Source organism: Stenotrophomonas sp. CFBP8994, from assembly GCF_034044835.1.
In the GTDB taxonomy this organism is placed as follows: Bacteria; Pseudomonadota; Gammaproteobacteria; order Xanthomonadales; family Xanthomonadaceae; genus Stenotrophomonas; species Stenotrophomonas rhizophila_A.
The window spans coordinates 599,372-618,276 of the sequence record NZ_JAXCWT010000003.1 but is presented as its reverse complement, the minus strand read 5'-3'; the positions used below and the strand labels follow the sequence as shown (position 1 = coordinate 618,276).

The 18,905-nt window shown below is 67.5% G+C and carries 15 protein-coding genes; 7 read left to right on the top strand and 8 right to left on the bottom strand.

What is annotated here, in order from left to right; translation table 11 throughout:
* Window positions 1-3: 3 nt before the first annotated feature.
* Window positions 4-618: a TetR/AcrR family transcriptional regulator gene (locus tag SOM39_RS11190; RefSeq protein WP_320458367.1), complete on the bottom strand. Its 615-nt coding sequence runs from the start codon at window positions 616-618 to the stop codon at window positions 4-6.
* A 102-nt stretch (window positions 619-720) separates the two neighbouring features.
* Here SOM39_RS11190 and SOM39_RS11185 point away from each other — a divergent pair, with 102 nt between their 5' ends.
* From SOM39_RS11185 to SOM39_RS11175, 3 genes are read left to right on the top strand one after another with little or no spacing between them, the layout of a single operon-like run.
* Window positions 721-1,884, top strand: a complete 1,164-nt coding sequence (locus SOM39_RS11185; RefSeq protein WP_068848392.1) for an isovaleryl-CoA dehydrogenase — start codon at window positions 721-723, stop codon at window positions 1,882-1,884.
* A gap of 10 nt (window positions 1,885-1,894) precedes the next feature.
* Window positions 1,895-3,505: a carboxyl transferase domain-containing protein gene (locus SOM39_RS11180; RefSeq protein WP_320458366.1), complete on the top strand. Its 1,611-nt coding sequence runs from the start codon at window positions 1,895-1,897 to the stop codon at window positions 3,503-3,505.
* 32 nt (window positions 3,506-3,537) lie between these two features.
* The gene (locus SOM39_RS11175; RefSeq protein ID WP_320458365.1) at window positions 3,538-5,520 is read left to right on the top strand and encodes an acetyl/propionyl/methylcrotonyl-CoA carboxylase subunit alpha; all 1,983 of its coding nucleotides are present in this window, start codon (window positions 3,538-3,540) and stop codon (window positions 5,518-5,520) included.
* A 3-nt stretch (window positions 5,521-5,523) separates the two neighbouring features.
* Here the strand turns inward: SOM39_RS11175 and SOM39_RS11170 are convergent, their stop codons facing one another.
* Window positions 5,524-6,681, bottom strand: coding sequence for a putative peptide maturation dehydrogenase (locus tag SOM39_RS11170; protein ID WP_320458364.1), 1,158 nt, complete (start codon window positions 6,679-6,681; stop codon window positions 5,524-5,526).
* Window positions 6,682-6,876: 195 nt separating this feature from the next.
* Between SOM39_RS11170 and SOM39_RS11165 the strand changes: the two genes are divergently transcribed.
* The gene (locus SOM39_RS11165) at window positions 6,877-7,179 is read left to right on the top strand and encodes an NHLP-related RiPP peptide (protein WP_320458363.1); all 303 of its coding nucleotides are present in this window, start codon (window positions 6,877-6,879) and stop codon (window positions 7,177-7,179) included.
* Between the two features lie 21 nt (window positions 7,180-7,200).
* Here the strand turns inward: SOM39_RS11165 and SOM39_RS11160 are convergent, their stop codons facing one another.
* The 4 genes from SOM39_RS11160 to aceB form a co-directional block, all read right to left on the bottom strand.
* Complete coding sequence (locus SOM39_RS11160) at window positions 7,201-9,681, bottom strand: putative peptide modification system cyclase (RefSeq protein WP_320458362.1); 2,481 nt, start codon at window positions 9,679-9,681, stop codon at window positions 7,201-7,203.
* 12 nt (window positions 9,682-9,693) lie between these two features.
* Window positions 9,694-10,737, bottom strand: coding sequence for a GGDEF domain-containing protein (locus tag SOM39_RS11155; RefSeq protein ID WP_320458361.1), 1,044 nt, complete (start codon window positions 10,735-10,737; stop codon window positions 9,694-9,696).
* A gap of 333 nt (window positions 10,738-11,070) precedes the next feature.
* The gene (aceA, locus tag SOM39_RS11150) at window positions 11,071-12,354 is read right to left on the bottom strand and encodes an isocitrate lyase (RefSeq protein ID WP_320458360.1); all 1,284 of its coding nucleotides are present in this window, start codon (window positions 12,352-12,354) and stop codon (window positions 11,071-11,073) included.
* A 62-nt stretch (window positions 12,355-12,416) separates the two neighbouring features.
* Complete coding sequence (aceB, locus tag SOM39_RS11145) at window positions 12,417-14,066, bottom strand: malate synthase A (RefSeq protein WP_320458359.1); 1,650 nt, start codon at window positions 14,064-14,066, stop codon at window positions 12,417-12,419.
* 106 nt (window positions 14,067-14,172) lie between these two features.
* Here aceB and SOM39_RS11140 point away from each other — a divergent pair, with 106 nt between their 5' ends.
* Window positions 14,173-15,141, top strand: a complete 969-nt coding sequence (locus SOM39_RS11140) for a LysR family transcriptional regulator (RefSeq protein WP_320458358.1) — start codon at window positions 14,173-14,175, stop codon at window positions 15,139-15,141.
* 9 nt (window positions 15,142-15,150) lie between these two features.
* Complete coding sequence (locus SOM39_RS11135; RefSeq protein WP_320458357.1) at window positions 15,151-16,056, top strand: LysR substrate-binding domain-containing protein; 906 nt, start codon at window positions 15,151-15,153, stop codon at window positions 16,054-16,056.
* Here SOM39_RS11135 and SOM39_RS11130 read toward each other — a convergent pair.
* Window positions 16,046-17,317 (bottom strand): MFS transporter, encoded by a 1,272-nt coding sequence (locus SOM39_RS11130; RefSeq protein ID WP_320458356.1) that lies wholly within the window; start codon window positions 17,315-17,317, stop codon window positions 16,046-16,048. The genes SOM39_RS11135 and SOM39_RS11130 overlap by 11 nt on opposite strands.
* Window positions 17,318-17,560: 243 nt before the next feature.
* On the bottom strand, window positions 17,561-18,187 hold the full coding sequence (gene lepB, locus SOM39_RS11125; RefSeq protein ID WP_320458355.1) for a signal peptidase I: 627 nt from the start codon (window positions 18,185-18,187) through the stop codon (window positions 17,561-17,563).
* Between the two features lie 310 nt (window positions 18,188-18,497).
* Between lepB and SOM39_RS11120 the strand changes: the two genes are divergently transcribed.
* Window positions 18,498-18,902: a hypothetical protein gene (locus SOM39_RS11120; protein ID WP_320458354.1), complete on the top strand. Its 405-nt coding sequence runs from the start codon at window positions 18,498-18,500 to the stop codon at window positions 18,900-18,902.
* Window positions 18,903-18,905: the final 3 nt, after the last annotated feature.

Sequence of the window (18,905 nt, the reverse complement as noted above, 5' to 3'; positions counted from 1 at the left end):
GCATCAGACCTGGGAGGCGCCTGCAGCACGCAGGCAGAAAACGCAGATGGATTCGACCAGCGCGGTCTGGTCGCCGTGCGCATCGCGGCTGGGCGCGGTGGGGCCGACCAGTGCTTCGGTGAACGCACCGACGATGCAGGCGGCCGCCACGTCGGTGTCCTGCGCAGGGAAACTGCCGGCTTCAACGCCTTCGGCCACGATGCGGCGGAACACGTCACCGAACAGGCGGCGGCAGCGGATGCGCTCGGCTTCCACTTCCGGATCCACCGGTTCGGCGATGAAGGCATAGGCCAGCCCGGGGCCGGCCAGCGCGCGGCGCACGAAGGCGGTGATCGCCCGGCGCAGGCGCTCGGGCGCGGGCAGCGGTTCGGCGGCAATGGCCTCGAAGATGCGCAGTTCGTGCTCGACCGCGTCGGTCAGCACCTCCACGAACAGCTCGGCCTTGGACGGGAAGTGCCGGTAGATCAGCCCGGTGGATACCCCCGCTTCTGCCGCCACGGCGGTGACCGGGGCATTCCGGTAGCCGCCGGCCGCCACCAGGCGCCGGGTGGCCAGCAGGATCCGCTCGCGGGCCCCGGCCAGGCGTTCTTCCATCAGAGCTGAGCGTTTATAGGCCATTTGTTGATTCTATGTTCAATTTTTGAATTTGTGTTCACTTTTACCCCCGGGAGGACTAGGCTGGGAGCATTCGACCCCTTCCAGCCGTTGCGGAGCCGCCTCATGCACGTCCCCACCATGAACTTCGACCTCGGCGAAGAGATCGACATGCTCCGCCAGAGCGTGGCCCATTTTGCCTCGGCCGAGATCGCGCCGCTGGCGGCCAAGGCCGATGAGGAAAACCTGTTCCCGCACCCGCTGTGGCGCAAGCTCGGCGAGCAGGGCCTGCTCGGCCTGACCGTGGAAGAAGAATACGGCGGCAGCGGCATGGGCTACCTGGCCCATGTGGTGGCGATGGAAGAAATTTCGCGCGCCTCCGGCGGCATCGGCCTGTCCTACGGCGCGCATTCGAACCTGTGCGTGAACCAGCTGCGCAAGAACGGCACCGAAGAGCAGAAGCAGCGCTTCCTGCCCGGCCTGTGCAGCGGTGAAAAGGTCGGCGCGCTGGCCATGAGCGAACCGGGCGCCGGTTCGGACGTGGTGTCGATGAAGCTGCGCGCGGACAAGCGCGGCGACCACTACGTGCTCAACGGCAACAAGATGTGGATCACCAACGGCCCGGATGCCGACGTGCTGGTGGTGTACGCCAAGACCGACGTGGAAGCCGGCGCCAAGGGCATCACCGCCTTCCTGGTCGAAAAGGGCATGAAGGGCTTCTCCACCGCGCAGAAGCTGGACAAGCTGGGCATGCGCGGCTCCAACACCTGCGAGCTGGTGTTCGAGGATTGCGAAGTGCCCGAAGCGAACGTGCTGGGCGCGGTCGGCGGTGGCGTGAACGTGCTGATGTCCGGGCTGGATTTCGAGCGCGTGGTGCTGTCCGGCGGCCCGCTGGGCCTGATGTCGGCCGCGATGGACGTGGTGATGCCGTACGTGCATGAGCGCAAGCAGTTCGGCCAGGCGATCGGCACGTTCCAGCTGATGCAGGCCAAGCTGGCCGACATGTACGTGGGCCTCAACGCCTGCCGCGCGTATGTGTATGCAGTGGCGCGCGCCTGCGACCTGGGCCGCACCACCCGCCAGGATGCAGCCGGTGCGATCCTGTATTCGGCCGAGAAGGCCACCTGGCTGACCGGCCAGGCGATCCAGATCCTGGGCGGCAACGGCTACATCAACGAATACCCGACCGGGCGCTTGTGGCGCGATGCCAAGCTGTATGAGATCGGCGCGGGCACCTCGGAAATCCGCCGCATGCTGATCGGCCGCGAACTGTTCCAGCGCACCAAGTAAGGACGATGCCATGACGGTACTGAGCACCCAGCTGCAACCGGGCAGCGAGAGCTTCGAGGCCAACCGCACTGCGTTGCAGGCGGTGGTCGACGACCTGCGCGCCACCCTGGCGCAGACCGCGCTGGGCGGCACGGAAGCGGCGCGGCAGAAACACACCGCGCGCGGCAAGCTGCTGGTGCGCGACCGCATCGATGCCCTGCTCGACCCGGGCAGCGCGTTCCTGGAAATCGCGCCGCTGGCCGCGCACGGCATGTATGGCGACAGCATCGCCAGCGCAGGCGTGGTGGCCGGCATTGGCCGGGTGTCCGGGGTGGAATGCGTGATCGTGGCCAACGATGCCACGGTCAAGGGCGGCACCTATTACCCGATGACGGTGAAGAAGCACCTGCGCGCGCAGGAGGTGGCCGAACAGAACCGGCTGCCGTGCATCTACCTGGTGGATTCGGGTGGCGCGTTCCTGCCGCTGCAGGACGAGGTGTTCCCGGACCGCGACCACTTCGGCCGGATCTTCTACAACCAGGCCAACCTGTCGGCGCAGGGCATTCCGCAGATCGCCTGCGTGATGGGCTCGTGCACCGCCGGCGGCGCGTACGTACCGGCGATGAGCGATGAAACGGTGATCGTGCGCGAGCAGGGCACCATCTTCCTGGGCGGCCCGCCGCTGGTGAAGGCCGCCACCGGTGAAGTGGTCACCGCCGAGGAACTGGGCGGTGCCGATGTGCACACGCGCATTTCCGGGGTGGCCGACCACATGGCCGACAACGACCTGCAGGCACTGGCGCGGGTGCGCGCGATCATCGCCCAGCTCAACTGGCGCAAGCCCGAGCCGGCACTGGCGGTGCAGGCCCCGGTGGAACCGCGCTACCCGGCGCAGGAACTGTACGGGGTGATCCCGGCCGACACGCGCAAGCCCTACGACGTGCGCGAGGTGATCATGCGCGTGGTGGACGATTCGCGCTTCGACGAATTCAAGCCGCGCTACGGCAACACGCTGGTGACCGGCTTCGCGCACCTGCACGGTTACCCGGTGGGGATCATCGCCAACAACGGCATCCTGTTCTCCGAATCGGCACTCAAGGGCGCGCACTTCATCGAGCTGTGCACCCAGCGCGGCATTCCGCTGGTGTTCCTGCAGAACATCACCGGCTTCATGGTCGGCCGCAAGTACGAACACGGCGGCATCGCCAAGGACGGAGCCAAGCTGGTGATGGCGGTGGCCTGCGCCAAGGTGCCCAAGTTCACGGTGGTGATCGGCGGTTCGTTCGGCGCCGGCAACTACGGCATGTGCGGCCGCGCCTATTCGCCCAATTTCCTGTGGATGTGGCCGAACGCGCGCATCGGCGTGATGGGCGGCGAGCAGGCGGCCAGCGTACTGGCCACGGTGAAGCGCGATGGCATCGAGGCCAAGGGCGGGCAGTGGTCGGCGCAGGACGAAGACACCTTCAAGAGTCCGATCCGCGACCAGTTCGAGCAGCAGGGCCACCCCTACTACGCCAGCGCGCGGTTGTGGGATGACGGCGTGATCGACCCGGCCGACACCCGCCGCGTGCTGGGCCTGGCCTTGTCGGCCAGCCTCAACGCCCCGGCCCGCAAGACCGATTTCGGCGTGTTCCGGATGTGATCCGGCCCCCTGGCATGCGCAACGAGACTTCCATGTTCACCAAGATCCTGATCGCCAACCGTGGCGAAATCGCCTGCCGCGTCATCGCCACCTGCCAGCGCCTGGGCATTGCCACGGTGGCGGTGTACTCCGACGCCGACCGCGACGCACGCCATGTGCGCCTGGCCGACGAGGCCGTGGGCATCGGCCCGGCACCCGCGCGCGAAAGCTACCTGCGCGCCGACGCCATCCTGGATGCGGCACGCCGCACCGGCGCGCAGGCGATCCACCCCGGTTACGGCTTCCTGTCGGAAAACGCGGACTTCGCCCAGGCCTGCGCCGAGGCGGGCATCGTGTTCATCGGCCCGTCTGCGGCGGCGATCCGCGCGATGGGCGACAAGAGCGCGGCCAAGGCGCTGATGGCGCAGGCCGGCGTGCCGCTGACCCCGGGCTACCACGGCGACGCCCAGGAACCGGCGTTCCTGCGCGAACAGGCCGACGGCATCGGCTACCCGGTGCTGATCAAGGCCAGCGCCGGCGGCGGTGGCAAGGGCATGCGCAAGGTGGACGACAGCGCAGCGTTCACCGACGCGCTGGCCAGCTGCCAGCGCGAGGCGCAGTCCGCCTTCGGCAATGCGCACGTGCTGGTGGAAAAGTACGTGGAGCGCCCGCGCCATATCGAGATCCAGGTGTTCGGCGACAGCCACGGCAACGTGGTGTACCTGTTCGAGCGCGACTGCTCGGTGCAGCGCCGCCACCAGAAGGTGCTGGAAGAAGCACCTGCGCCGGGCATGACGCCCGAGCGCCGCGCCGCCATGGGCAAGGCCGCGGTGGATGCCGCGCGCGCGGTGAATTACGTGGGCGCCGGCACGGTGGAATTCATCGCCGGGCCCGACGGCGATTTCTATTTCATGGAAATGAACACCCGCCTGCAGGTGGAGCACCCGGTGACCGAGTGCATCACCGGTACCGACCTGGTGGAGTGGCAGCTGCGCGTGGCCGGCGGCGCCCCGCTGCCGCTGCAGCAGGAACAGCTGCAGATCAGCGGCCATGCGCTGGAAGCGCGGCTGTATGCCGAAGATGCCGACAAGGGCTTCCTGCCTTCCACCGGCACCCTGCGCCACCTGCGCCTGCCGTCCGGCAGCGCGCACGTGCGCGTGGATGCGGGTGTGGAACAGGGCGATGCGATCACCCCGTTCTACGACCCGATGATTGCCAAGCTGATCGTGTGGGATGTGGACCGCGATACCGCCCTGCGCCGCATGCAGCAGGCGCTGGCCGAGTGCGAAGTGGTGGGCGTGACCACCAACGCCGCGTTCCTGCGCCGGCTGGTGATGACCGATTCATTCGCCAACGCGAGGCTGGATACCGCGTTGATCGAACGCGAGCAGGCCGCGCTGGCGCCACATCAGGGCGATACCGACCCTGCCCTGTGGGCGCTGGCGGCCGTAGCTGCGATGGCGACGGACGCAGCGGCCCCGGTGGATGCGCGCGACCCGCACTCGCCGTGGCAGGCGCGCGATGGCTGGCGGCTCGGCCAGCGTGCGGCGCGGCGCCTGACCCTGGAGCATCGTGGCCACCAGCAGGTGGTGGCCGTTGAAGGCCATGGCGAGGCGTGGTCCATCGAGGTGGGCGGCACCACGGTATCGGCGCAGGGCCGGATGGTGGGCGAGCGGCTGGCGTTGCAGGTGGGAGAGCGCCTGCACCGCGCCCGGGTGGTGCGCGATGGCAGCGAGCTGTACCTGTTCGGCAACGACGGCGTGCAGCGCTTCACCCTGCATGATCCGGTCAGCGAAGCCGACCACGCGGTAGCGGATGCGGGCAGCCTGGTCGCACCGATGCCGGGCCGCATCGTGGCCACGCTGCTGGCACCGGGCACGCAGGTGGTACGCGGCACCCCGCTGCTGGTGCTGGAGGCGATGAAGATGGAGCACACCCTGCAGGCCCCGGCCGATGGCACGGTGCAGGGGTATCGGGTCAAGGCGGGTGACCAGGTGGCCGATGGCGCAGTGCTGGTGGATTTCGAAGCGGGCTGACGCTCAGCCCCAAACCACCTGGTTGGGGTCAAACTCGGCGGTGCCGAGGGTTTCACCCCGCCATCCCACGCCAACAATCGCCACGGGGCTCTGGGTAATACCATCCAGGCCGAACGCTGCTTCCGTATCGCCTTCATTGATGGCGGCCGTGACGAATGCGGCCATGCCACGTTCGGTGGCCGCCATGTACAGGGCCTGGGAGATGTGCCCCACGTCCAGCAGCAACGCGCGGTATGCTTTGGCGTGATTGCGGTACTTCCAGTAGGTACGCGCGTAGCGCGGCACCAGCACCAGGTGCACGGCCGCGTCTGCAAACCAGTCCTGCCCTGAGAGCATGGCGTTGGCAACCTCCTGCAGCGGACGGTCGCAATGGCGCGGCAGCGCGACCAGTGCATGCTGCACCGGGTGGTAGTGGTACAGCCCCGGCTGGAGGTCGTCCACGCGCTGCACCAGCAGGTAGGTCTCGGTGGCATGCAGGCCGCCGCCGGAGGGCACGTTTTTTTTCAGGAACTCGGTATCTGCTTCCACCTGCACCACGGCCTGTGCCTTGACTGTTCGCTGCAGGAGCTGCGCAAGAAGCTCTCGGCTGATGCTCCGCTGTCCGTCGAAATTTCGGCAGGTTGTCCTGCGCTCGAGTAACTGATCGTAGTCGGTACGGCCTACCGGCGGCAGCGGTTCGTAGTGCCCGGGCCGTGGCTCCACGGCCGGCGGCGGCGCACCCAGCTGCGAGCGCAGCCCGCTGGCGGTAGTGAGGTTGTTGGCGTGCATCTCGGCTGCACTGTCTACCCCTTCCCAGCGGCCATGGCGGTGCGCCAAGGCGGATAGTGGCCACCAGTGGCTGTCTCGGAGGGCTTCATCGCGCAGGCGATGGGAGGAATGTGAGTCGTCGTCCGAGATCAGCAGGCCTGCATCGAGCAGGGGTTGCCACACCTGCTGACTGTCCTCGAGGCTGGATGCATGCTGCCAATGCCGTGGACTCAAGCTGCCCAGCAGCTCGCGCTGCGCCACGCTGACCGCCACGGGCTGTTCGAGATGCGCGGCAATGGCGAACCAGGCACTGCGGGTAGCAAGCTCCGCCCGGCCCTGCAGAATCGCCTGCAGGTCGAACTGGACCTCTTCCCGGGGCTCAAACATCACGATGGTGCAGCGGCGCAGTTTCATGTGGACGGTCAGTACGCGTAGTTGGCCATTCTAAGGGAGGAAACTGGACAGCACGGCCTGCGTGTCCTGTAATCGGCGGGCTTTACGTGTTGCCTCACAGCCCGCAACCCTGCGCTAACCAGCTACACAGGGCGTGGCTCTACATTCCGGGTCAAACCGGCCGATAACGGTGTCTCCACCCTTGGACTGACCGCAATGAGCGAAGAAAACTCCGGTAAGAGCAAGATTGCACCTGAAGCCGCTGCACGACTGGTCAGCAAGCTGATCGACGATTCCGCTTTCCGCGAACGTTTCCAGGCGGACGCACGCAAGGCATTGGCCGAGATCGGCTACGACGTGGACGCGCAGCCGGACTGCTGCGATATCCAGAAGTTGGCGTCGGTGGAGGAATTGCGCGCCGTGCAGGCGCAGCTCGAGCAGCACCTGAGCACCTCCTACACCGCCATGCATGTGATCTTCTGCTTTGAAGCTGGCAAGGTCGGCGACGCGCTCAAGTAAGACAGTCGGCCTGTGCCCGCGTTACTGCGGGCGCAGGCTGGCGTCGGCCAACGTGTCGTGAACGTTGAGCGGCTGCATCAATTGCATGACTGCGACTTCCGCAAAGCCGCGGCCGCGATGATCAAACAGCCATTCGTTCTGCTCTTGGAATTCCACCACGTTGCCAAGTTCGCGCTGCACCTGGCGCAGGGCCACACGCGCCTGCACCGGCTCGGTGCCGTCCATCAACGGTAGCAAGAGCGCTTCTGCTTTCGCAGGTTGGCCTTCGCCCAGTTGTTGCATGGCCAGCACCAGGGTGCGCCACTTGGTGATGACCGGACTCTTTTGTTCCACAAACAGCGGCGCGTACTCACGCAGCAAGCGGTTTGCCAAGGTGTGGTCGCCTTGGCGTTGGGCCAGGTATATCAGGCTGAGCAGCCGGCTGACCCGGTCCGGCAGGTTCGGGTCACGGGTGTTCGCCAGCAACGGAGCCAGCTGAGTGGCGATCTGGGCCAGCGCCGTGGAATTGCGGCGATCGCAGGCCGCATCCACCACTGCATGCATCAGCTGCACGTGGATGCGGAAGTCCACCGATTCAGCCGGCTCGGCCTCGCTGGCCATCGCATCTGCCATTCCGGTGCAGTCGTCCTGATCTGCCGCCAGCAACATTCGCGCGCGCTGGTTCATGATGGCCTGCACCTCGTCGCGGCCCTTGGGCAACATGGCCAGCAGTGCGTGGGCATCCTTGTAGCGCCGCAGCGCGATGAGAGCGTCCACCCGTGCATCGCTGGCATTGCGCCCCGTCATCTGCTCGGATACCTGGAAGCTGCGCATCGCTTCGTCATAGCGATTGGTGCCCAGCTGGATCCAGCCCAAGTGCTGCATTGGATATGCACGCATCGGGTCTTGCGGCACCGCCGCCGCACGGGCATATCGCTCAGCCTCTTCGAACCGATTGTCCATAACCAGATACCAGGATGTGTTCGCGAGTCCAGCAAAGGAATCCGGATACACATCGGCCAGCACCCGCCAGTCTTCCAGCGGCCACGCGTCGGGTCGCATCTCGGTGGCCCATGCCTTCAGGTAAAGCCGCTCGCGGTGGGGAAGGCGGTCGTACAAAGACTGGGCGCGTTCCAGATGTGGCAGCGCTTCGGTTCGCCGGTCCAGGCGTACCAGCAGCTTGGCCAGTCCTACATGCGCCATGGCGAAATCCGGGTCTGCATCGAGCGCTGCTTCGTACAACTTTGCCGCTTCGGAAAAGCGGCGGCGTCCCAGGGCGTTCTCGGCCAGCGCGAAGGATTTAAGAGCCTGCAGATTGCCGGTGGATGCCTGCGGAAGAGGCACCGATTCCTGCACCGATGCAACGGTTTCGCCCAGGCCAGCGCGCAATCGACCAATCACGTCGTCTACCGCTTCGATAACGCTTTCAGGCCCCTTGGCCTCCGCCCGGTAGGTTCGTACCAGTTTGTCGGTGGTCGGATCCAGCAGGTCCACTGCAACGACATAACGTCCGTTGGACACGTTGATACTGGGCGCCAAGACCATGCGCGCCCCCTCCCGCGAGGCAATGTCGCCGGCCAGTTGGCGGTCAAGCCCACGTTCGGCCGGCACCCGCAGAAGCTCGCGCGACTCCTGCACCTTCGCCACCGACAGCACGTTGACGTAGCGTGACTGCTCGAGGCTCAGCAACAATGCCCGTTGCAGGCTGCTGTCGAACAGCGGCTCGCCGCTGATGTTGTCTACGTCTGCCACCACTACCCAGTCGCGCTCGGCGAAGGCGATGGCAGGCTCGGGACGCAGCAGCATCCAGCCCCCGACGCCCAACATCGCCATCACTGCAATTTCTGCCGCCAATGCCGCCGGGCGACGCCAGATCGGCAGCTTGCGCTGTGCCTTGGCGTTGGCTTTGGGCATGCGCATCGGTCCGAAGCCGGGCTCACCCACCTCGAACACCTGCTGCACTGTTGAAATGCCTTTGAACAACCACGGGCCGTGCGAGCGCCATTGCAGTTTTTCCGCTCGTTCTCCCAACTCGCTGCTGGCGCGACGAGTCAACGATTCGGCTACCGACGACAGCAGGATCTGCCCGGGCAGGGCCAGCGCCATCAGGCGCGCAGCCATCGGCTTTGCCAAACCTTCCACTTCCACTGGTTTGGCACCCGCCTGGACAGCTTCAGGCGTGTTGTCCCAGATCAACACTTCGCCCACGTGTAGTCCGGCACGGGCGCGCAGTGGCAGGTTGCACTGCTCGCCCAGCTTCTGCAGTTCGCGGCGATAGTCCAGCGCGAACCCCAACCCGTCGATCGCCCGGTCGAATAGCAGGAACAGACCATCGGAGCGGTCGATCTGGCGTCCATTCCATTGCTGCTGCAGCGCCAGCACCAAACGGTCGTGCTGCTGGAAGACCTCGGCTGCGGCGCTGTCGCCTATGCGTTCAACCAGGATCAGCGAATCGCACAGATCGGTGAACAGCAGCGCGCGCAGCTGTGGGGACTGGGTCGACGTTCCGTTGTCGCCGTTCATTCGAATACCCCGTCAGGGCGTGGCGGTCGCGGCACGCGACCAGTGCAACCGGTTGCCGCCCAGGCGCTTGGCCTGGTACAGCGCATTGTCGGCGCGGGCGTACCAATCGCTCCAGTCGCTGTCCGGTTCCAGCAGGCTCACGCCGATGCTGACCGGGCAGACATGCGGCTGGCCGCCCGGTCGGCCCATCAGGCCGTGCACGGCACTGAGGATGAACTGGGCCGCGTGCTGGAGGGCATCGGGATCCGCTTGGCGCAGCAGCAGGCAGAACTCATCCCCGCCCAACCGGCAGGCACGATCCTGTTCGGTGGCTACCGAGCGAAGGATGTTGGCCACGCTCTGCAGCACACGGTCGCCGGCCTGGTGGCCGTACTCATCGTTGACCTGCTTGAAGTGGTCGCAGTCGATCAGCAGCAGGCCCTGCGGCGCGCCGTTGTCATGGTTGCGACATTCCTGCAGGTACAACGCCAGGCCGCGGCGGTTGTGCAGGCCGGTCAACTCGTCGGTACGCACCAGCTCGCGGGTGTGGGTGAGCTGGTGGGTGGTGACGTAGAGGTTGTCCAGCGCGGTTTCCAGGTCATGGTTGCGCCGGCGCAGCTGGCGGATCAGCACCTGTTCGTTGCTCACCACGCGCATGATCGTGCGGCGCAGGAAGTAGGCAACCAGGCCCGGGTCGCGGTCGACCAGGCGCTGGAAATCGGTGTGGTCCAGTTCCAGCACCAGCGAATCGGTGGTGGCGCGCGCGTCGGCGCTGCGCGGGTGGTCGCCGATCAGCAGGCCCAGTTCGCCGAAGAACTCATGCTGGCCCAGCGTCTTGACCACCAGGTCTTCGCCGAAATCCAGCTCGATGGCACCGGTAACGATGACATACATGGTGCTGCCGGCCTGGTTGCGCAGGAACAGGTGCTCTCCGGCGCGCAGCGCGCGGTGTTGGCCGAATTCGGCAAACAGGGCGAATTCGCCGGCGCTCAGGACAGCGTGCACGATCTCAGCCATCGCGGTCTGCGCGATGTCTGACGCTCGTTCGCACACATTCGTCGCAAGCTTGCCGGTCATTCCCGTACACCCGCTTCCCAGCGTTCCCCGGTGAGCGAATGAGGATAGCACCCCTTAAAAGTGTGCGCCTCATCCCATTTCCATGCCCCGGCGCCCGGATTTCTCCGGCGCTCCGGCCCAGTCTTCCCCAACGCAGCGACCGGTTTGAACCGGCCATCCCCTACCGCATGTAGCCTTTTGCGGACCGTAGCATCTGGCGGGAGCATATAGAAGAAGGGCCACCCCTACAGGGGCGGCCTTCTTCGGGGTGGGTTCCCGGGGATCCGGCCAACGGCCGGGGTTACCCGGGTGGCGCGGCCACCCGGCGGCGGCCGCAGCCGCCGATTCCGGGCGTCACGCCGCCCGGAATTGTTCCTCTTCGGTCGAGCCGGCCAGGGCGGTGGTGGAGGACTGGCCCTGCTGGATGGCCTGGGTGACGGCGTCGAAGTAGCCGGTGCCGACCTCGCGCTGGTGCTTGACCGCGGTGAAGCCCCGATCGGCGGCGGCGAATTCGGCTTCCTGCAGTTCCACGAAGGCGCTCATCTGGCGGCGGGCGTAGCCGTGGGCCAGGTTGAACATGGAGTAGTTCAGGGCGTGGAAGCCGGCCAGGGTGATGAACTGGAACTTGTACCCGTACCTGGCGATTTCCTTCTGGAACTTCGCAATGGTGGCGTCGTCCAGGTTCTTCTTCCAGTTGAAGCTGGGCGAGCAGTTGTAGGCCAGCAGCTTGCCCGGGTACTTCGCATGGATGGCTTCGGCAAATCTGCGCGCGAACTCCAGGTCCGGCTTGCCGGTCTCGCACCAGATCAGGTCGGCGTAGGGAGCGTAGGCCAGGCCGCGGCTGATGGCCTGGTCCAGGCCGTTGCGGGTCTTGTAGAAGCCTTCCACCGTGCGCTCGCCGGTGGCGAAGGGCTGGTCGTTGGCGTCGATGTCGCTGGTCAGCAGGTCGGCGGCTTCGGCGTCGGTGCGGGCCACCAGCAGGGTGGGCACGCCCAGCACGTCGGCGGCCAGGCGCGCGGCGTTCAATTTCTCGATGGCCTCGCGGGTGGGCACCAGCACCTTGCCGCCCATGTGCCCGCACTTCTTCACCGAGGCCAGCTGGTCTTCGAAGTGCACGCCGGCCGCGCCGGCTTCGATCATCGCCTTCATCAGCTCGAAGGCGTTGAGCACGCCGCCGAAGCCGGCTTCGGCATCGGCCACGATGGGCTGCAGGAAGTCGATGTCGTCCTTGCCTTCGGCGTGGTGCAGCTGGTCGGCGCGCAGCAGGGTGTTGTTGATGCGCTTGACCACGGCCGGCACCGAATCGGCCGGGTACAGCGACTGGTCGGGGTACATCTGGCCGGCCAGGTTGGCATCGGCGGCGACCTGCCAGCCGGACAGGTAGATGGCGTTGAGGCCGGCCTTGACCTGCTGCATGGCCTGGTTGCCGGTCAGCGCGCCGAGCGCGTTGACGAAGTCCTTTTCATGCAGGTACTTCCACAGCTTCTCCGCGCCCAGCCGGGCCAGCGAATGCTCCACGTGCACGGTGCCGCGCAGGCGCACCACGTCGGCGGCGCTGTAGTTGCGCTGGATGCCGGCCCAGCGCGGGTCGGTGTTCCATTCGTGCTGGATCTGTTCGGCGGTCGGCAGCTTGGTCATGGCAATTCTCCAGGGGATGAACATCGAAAGCGGTAGCGCCGGGCCCTGCCCGGCTGGGCGGGTCAATCGATCCGGTCGTAGGCCGGCAAGGTCAGGAAATCGGTCAGTTCATTGCGGCGGCTCAGCTCACCGAGCAGGGCGATGGCCTCGTCGATCCGCGCCCCGCCCGGCAGCGCGCTGCGCTCGCCCAACCGCGCCGGCAGCGCGGCCAGGGTGGCGTCGAGCAGGGCCAGGTCGATGGCGGTGCCGTCGTCCAGGTGCTGGCCGGGCACGTGCAGCCACTGCCACAGCTGGCTGCGGCTGATCTCTGCGGTGGCCGCGTCTTCCATCAGGTGGTGGATGGGCACGCAGCCGTTGCCGTCCAGCCAGGCGGCCAGGTAGCGCACGCACACTTCCACGTTGCCCTCGAACCCGGCGCGGGTGATGGTGCCGGTGGGCGCGGCGATCAGCTCGTCGCGGCCCACCCGCACATCGCGGCGCAGCACCGCGTGCTGGTTGGGGCCGGGCATGTGCGCGTCGAAGATCGCCTGCGCCACCGGAATCAGCGCCGGGTGCGCCACCCAGGTGCCGTCGTGGCCGGCGGTGACTTCGCGCAGCTTGTCGGCACGCACCCGCGCCATGGCTTGTTCGTTGGCGGCGGCATCGTGGTTGATCGGGATCTGTGCGGCCATGCCGCCCATCGCGTGGGCACCGCGGCGGTGGCAGGTCTGGATCAGCAGTTCCGAATAGGCCTTCAGGAACGGCTGGGTCATGGTCACCTGGCCGCGTTCGGGCAGCACCTTGTCGGCGTGCTTACGGAAGGTCTTGATGTAGGAAAAGATGTAATCCCAGCGGCCGCAGTTCAGGCCAACGATGCGGTCGCGCAGCGCGTGCAGGATCTCGTCCATCTCGAACACCGCCGGCAGCGTTTCGATCAGCACGGTGACCTTGATCTGGCCATGCGGCAGGCCGAGCATGCCTTCGATGTGCGACAGGGCGGTTTCCCACAGCGCGGCCTCTTCCATCGACTGCAGCTTGGGCAGGTAGAAGTACGGGCCGCGCTGGCGGCACATCAGGGTGCGGGCGTTGTGGAAGGCGAACACGGCCGCGTCGAACAGGCCGCCGGCCAGCGGCTGGCCATCGATGCGCACGTGTTTTTCATCCAGGTGCCAGCCGCGCGGGCGCACGATCAGCACGGCCTGTTCGTCGAGCGGGCGCAGCGCGTAGTGCTTGCCCGGCTTGCCGTCCGCGCCGGGCGCGGTGTGGGTGAGGTCGCCGCGCACTGCGCCGATCAGCGCCTGCTGGCCGGCCAGCAGGTTGCGCCAGGCCGGGGCGGTGGAATCCTCGAAATCGGCCATGAACACCTTGGCGCCGGAGTTCAGCGCGTTGATGACCATCTTCGGGTCGGTCGGGCCGGTGATCTCGACGCGGCGGTCCTGCAGGGCGTCGGGGATCGGCGCCACGCGCCAGTCCTCGCTGCGGATGGCGGCGGTGTCGGTGCGGAAATCCGGCAGGCCGCCGCCGTCGAAGAAGGCCTGGCGCTCACGGCGGGCCTGCAGGCGGCGCTGGCGTTCGGGTTCCACCGCGCGGTGCAGCGACACCAGCAGCGCCAATACCCCCGCCGGCAGCAGGGCCGACTGGCCGGCAAGCTGGGTGGTCAGGGCGATGCCCGGGGTGGCCGGGGCATCGGCCGGGGTGGGCTGGGCGGTGGCGAAGGCGGCGACAGCGGACATGTCCAACTCCTGCGTTGCGGGTGATGCCACCGTGCGCCGGAGTGTGGTATTTGACAAAACAGTTATCGCAATGCTTTACATAAGCTGCGCTTATATTCGTTACGCCATGCCCACACCCAAGCCGCCAAGTCCCCGTTTTTCCTACAAGTCTGACCGGCTCAAGCCGCTGCGGGCGTTCTGCCAGACGGTGCGATTGGGCTCAGTCTCACGTGCGGCTGAGGCGCTGTTCGTCAGCCAGCCGGCGATCAGCCAGCAGTTGCAGGCGCTGGAACGCGAATTGGGGGTGGGCCTGTTCGAGCGCAGCGGGCGGCGGCTGGTGCCCAGCCGCGAGGGCCAGCTGCTGTTTGAAATGGCCCAGCCGCTGGTGGAAAGCCTGGACGGGCTGGAGGCCAGCTTCCGCGACAAGGTCAAAGGGCTGGATGCGGGCGAGCTCAACATTGCCGCCAACAGCTCCACCATCCTGTACCTGCTGCCGCGCATCGTGGAGCGCTTCCGCCAGCGCCACCCGGACGTGCGCCTGACCCTGCACAACGCGATCAGCGCCGATGGCACCGACCTGCTGCGCAGCGATGCGGCCGACCTGGCGGTGGGCTCGATGACCGATGTGCCGGCCGACCTGAGCTATGCGCCGGCCTACCGCTTCGAGCAGGTGCTGATCGCCCCGCCCGACCACCCGCTGGCCACCGCGCCGGAGCTGACCCTGCAGGCGATCTCGGCCTACCCGCTGGTGCTGCCACCCAAGCGGCAGATCACCTACCGGCTGGTGGACCAGGTGTTCCAGCGCCAGCGCGTGCCGTACACGGTGGCGCTGGAGGTGGGCGGCTGGGAGGTGATCAAGCAGTACGTGGCGATGGGCATGGGCATTTCCATCGTGCCGGCGCTGTGCCTCAACGATGCCGACCGCGACCGGCTGGTGACGCGCTCGATGAGCGCGTGGTTCCCCGAGCGCAGCTATGGGGTGATCGTGCGCCGGGGCCGCTTCCTGTCGCCGCAGGCACGCGCCTTCATCGAGCTGATCCAGCCGGACCTGTTCAGTCCGCGCAGCTATGATGAAAGCGGTCATTCCGAACGCTGATGCGCTGCCATGTCGATTGAACTGCGCCACCTGCGCTACTTCCTGGCGGTGGCCGATACCCTGCATTTCGGGCGTGCCGCCGAGCGGCTGGGCATGTCGCAGCCGCCGCTCAGCCAGCAGATCCGGCAGCTGGAAACGCTGCTGGGCGCGCGCCTGTTCCTGCGCAGCAACCGCCGGGTGGAACTCACCGAGGCCGGGCGCGTGCTGCAGGCGCAGGCCACCGACGCATTGGCACGGGTGGACCAGGCCATCGAACTCACCCAGCGCGCTCAACGCGGTGAAACCGGCGAGCTGCGCATCGGGTTGACCCGCGCCACGCCGTTGTCCACGCAGATTCCGCGGGCGATCTTCGCCTACCGCCAGCAGTTCCCGCAGGTGCAGTTGAAGCTGCGCGAAATGAACACGTTGCAGCAGATCGATGCGCTGGTAGCCAATGAGCTGGATGTGGGGTTGATCCGCAAGCGCGCGTTGCCCACGCCGCTGATGTCACGCAAGTTGTTCAGCGATCCCCTGGCGCTGGTGGTGCATGACCAGCATCCGCTGATCCGCGACCTGCCGGCCAGTGCGCCGGTGGCGCTGCGCCAGTTCGCGCATGAGCCGTTCGTGGGCTTCCTGCGCGAGGTGGGCGCCGGCATCCACGATCACTTCATTGCGCTGTGCCGCAGTGCCGGCTTCACGCCGCGCATCATCCAGGAAGCCGGCGAGGCGTCCACGCTGATCAGCCTGGCCGCGTCCGGGTTGGGGGTGACGGTGCTGCCGGCTTCATGCAGCCACATCCACGTGGAAGGCGCGCGCTTCGTGCCGCTGAGTGATCGCGCGGCGAGTTCGGAAGTGCATGTGGCCTACCGGCGTGGCGCACCCTCACCCCTGATTACCCATTTCACCCGGCTGCTGCAGGGCGGCTTCAGCGGCTGAGTGCGAGCGCGGCCGGCAGCGGCTGTGCGCGGCGGCCCAGCCGCCAGGCGATGGTGGCGCCGATCGCGGTGAGCACGGCGGCGAAGGCGCACACGCCCCACCAGTCCCAGCGGGTGTAGAACACGCCGCCGGCGGCACCGGCCAGGCTGGAACCGAGGTAATAGGCGAACAGGTACAGCGCCGAGGCTTCGGCGCGCATCACGCCCGCGCGGCTGCCGACCCAGCTGCTGGCCACCGAATGGCCGCCGAAGAAGCCGAACGTGACCAGCGCGATGCCCAGCGCCATGCAGCCCAGCCACGGCAGGGACAGCAGCACGATGCCGAGCGCGATCAGGCCGTAGCAGATGCCGAGCACGCGGCCCCGGCCATGCCGGTTGGCCTGCTGGCCCATCCACGCCGAACTGAAGGTGCCGACCAGGTACACGCTGAAGATCAGGCCAACCACGGTCTGGCTGAGCCGGTACGGCGGCGCCAGCAGGTGGTAGCCGAGGTAGTTGTAGAGGGTGACGAACACGCCCATCAGCACGAACGCGGTGGCGAACAGCGAGGGCAGGCCGGGATCGGCGAACAGCTGGCGCCAGCGCGCGGGCAGTTCGCGCAGGCCGCCGCGACGGCTCTGGAAATGGCGCGACGGCGGCAGCTGCACCCACAGCAGCACGGTGCTGAGCACGGCGATCAGCGAGACCACGCCGATGCCCCAACGCCAGCCCCAGTGGTCGGCCACGATGCCGGCGATCAGGCGCCCGCTCATGCCGCCCACCGCGTTGCCGCCGATGTACAGGCCCATGGCCAGGCCGAGCGCGCGGCTGTCCATTTCTTCGACCAGGTAGGTCATCGCCACCGCCGGCACGCCGCTGAGTGCGATGCCGAGCAGGGTGCGCAGGATCAGCAGCGTGGTCCAGTCGTCGACCATGGCGCTGGCGGCCGAGAGCACGGTGGAGGCCAGCAGCGCGGTGATCATCACGCCACGGCGGCCGACCCGGTCGGAGATCAACCCGGCCACCAGCATCGAAACGGCCAGCAGGCCGGTGCTGAGCGACAGGGCCAGGGCGCTGTTGGCGGCGGAGACGCCGAAGTGGCGGCTGAACTCCGGCAGCAGCGGCTGCACGGTGTAGAGCAGGCCGAAGGTGGAGAAGCCGGCCAGGAACAGCGCCGCCGCCGTGCGCCGGAACGCGGGGGTGCCCTGCTCGATGTGCTGAGTGGGCGCGGGCGGATGGGCGGTGGAACTGCGCTCGGGCAGCGCTGCGGTGTCGCCGTTCATTGCGTCTGGGCCCGTGGGGGCGGGCCGGTGCGTAAGGATCAGCGCTCAGGATAGGCAGCCGGTACAGGTCGATCCATAACCTGACGGGTCTGGATTGAGACGTTGTACGTATCGATCAAGGTTTTGCGAGGGCCGGCCAACGGCCGGCGCTACCCGTGGATCACGGTTTTGGGCACCCGACCCCGATCGCGGTTTTGGGCGCCCGACCCCGGTAGCGCCGGCCGTTGGCCGGCCCCCGTGATCTCACAGCGCCTGCCAGGTAAAACCCTCTCCGCGGCGGTAATACACGCGCGCCGCCTTTCCATACAGGGCCTTGGCGTCGACCAGGCCGAAGTAGCGGCCGTCGGCGCTGTTGCCACGGTGGTCGCCCAGCATCAGCACCTTGCCGGCGGGTACGGCCAGCCCGGTGATCTCCGGGCCGCCGCCCTGGCCCAGGTCGAGCTGGGCCAGGGTGCGGCCGAAGTCCTCCACGTCATCGGTTCCCACCTGGCCGAGCGGGTGGCCGTTGATGCTGAGGTGGCCTTCATGCAGGTCCACGCGGTCGCCGCCCACGGCGGCGATGCGCTTGATCAGGCGGGTGCCGTCCTGCGGGGAATCGAACACCGCCACCTCGCCGCGCTGTGGCACGCCGGTGTGCAGCAGTTCCACCGAGGTGAACGGCAGGCGCAGGCCGTAGGCGCGCATGTCCACCACCACCCGGTCGCCGGGCATCAGGGTGTGCTGCATGGAGCCGCTGGGCACCTGGTAGTGGTTGGCCAGGCTGTCGCGCGCGGCGGCGAGCAGGCCGAGCATGACCAGCAGCGGCAGGGCTTCCTTCTTCAGCCAGTGGAGCAGGCCGTTGGAGCGGGGTTCGGCGGCGGCAGCGGTCATGGTGGCGATCCTTGCGGGCGTTGGTTGGGGTCTGACCATCAGGACGTTCCGGAGTTCCCGCCGTGACGACCAACGGTCGTCACCTACCGCCAGGATCGGTAGGGCACGCAAGGAGCGGCGCAGCCGCGAGTAACGTCGCCCGCGACGGCCCGGAGGGTGCCCGGCCACGGCCGGGCATACCGTTGGTCGTGCCCCGATAAAAAAACTACGCGTTGTTTACGCGCCCCGGGCAAGCGGGTGATCGCCCCTTTATGGCCCGCGCGCGCATCGTGTCGACACCGCGCCTCCGGGCGCTTTGTCGAGGTGTTCCATGACCATCCTGTTGCTCCGGCAGCCGTCGCCGGACCCGCTGCCGGTGCCGGCCCAGCTGGCCGGCCACGCCGTGCACTGCCAGGACTGCGCCACGCTGCCGGCGCTGCTGCAGTGCCTGCGCCAGGCCCGGGAAAGCCAGCCGGCGTGGGTGCTGATCGAGACCGGCGCCGCCGAGCCGGCGCAATGGGCCGCGCATGGCCGCGCGCTGTGCGCGGCGCTGGAGGCGTTGCCGGCGCCGTACATCGAGATGGCGGCCAACGATGACGATGGGTTGGATGCACACCTGCACCCGCTGCATGCGCCAGTGGCGCGGGTGGTGTGCAGCAGTGGCCGCGAGGATGCGTGCCGGTTGTCGCTGGCAATTGCCGCGCGCCGGTTGCAGACCGTTGCCGGGAGTGTCTGAGCC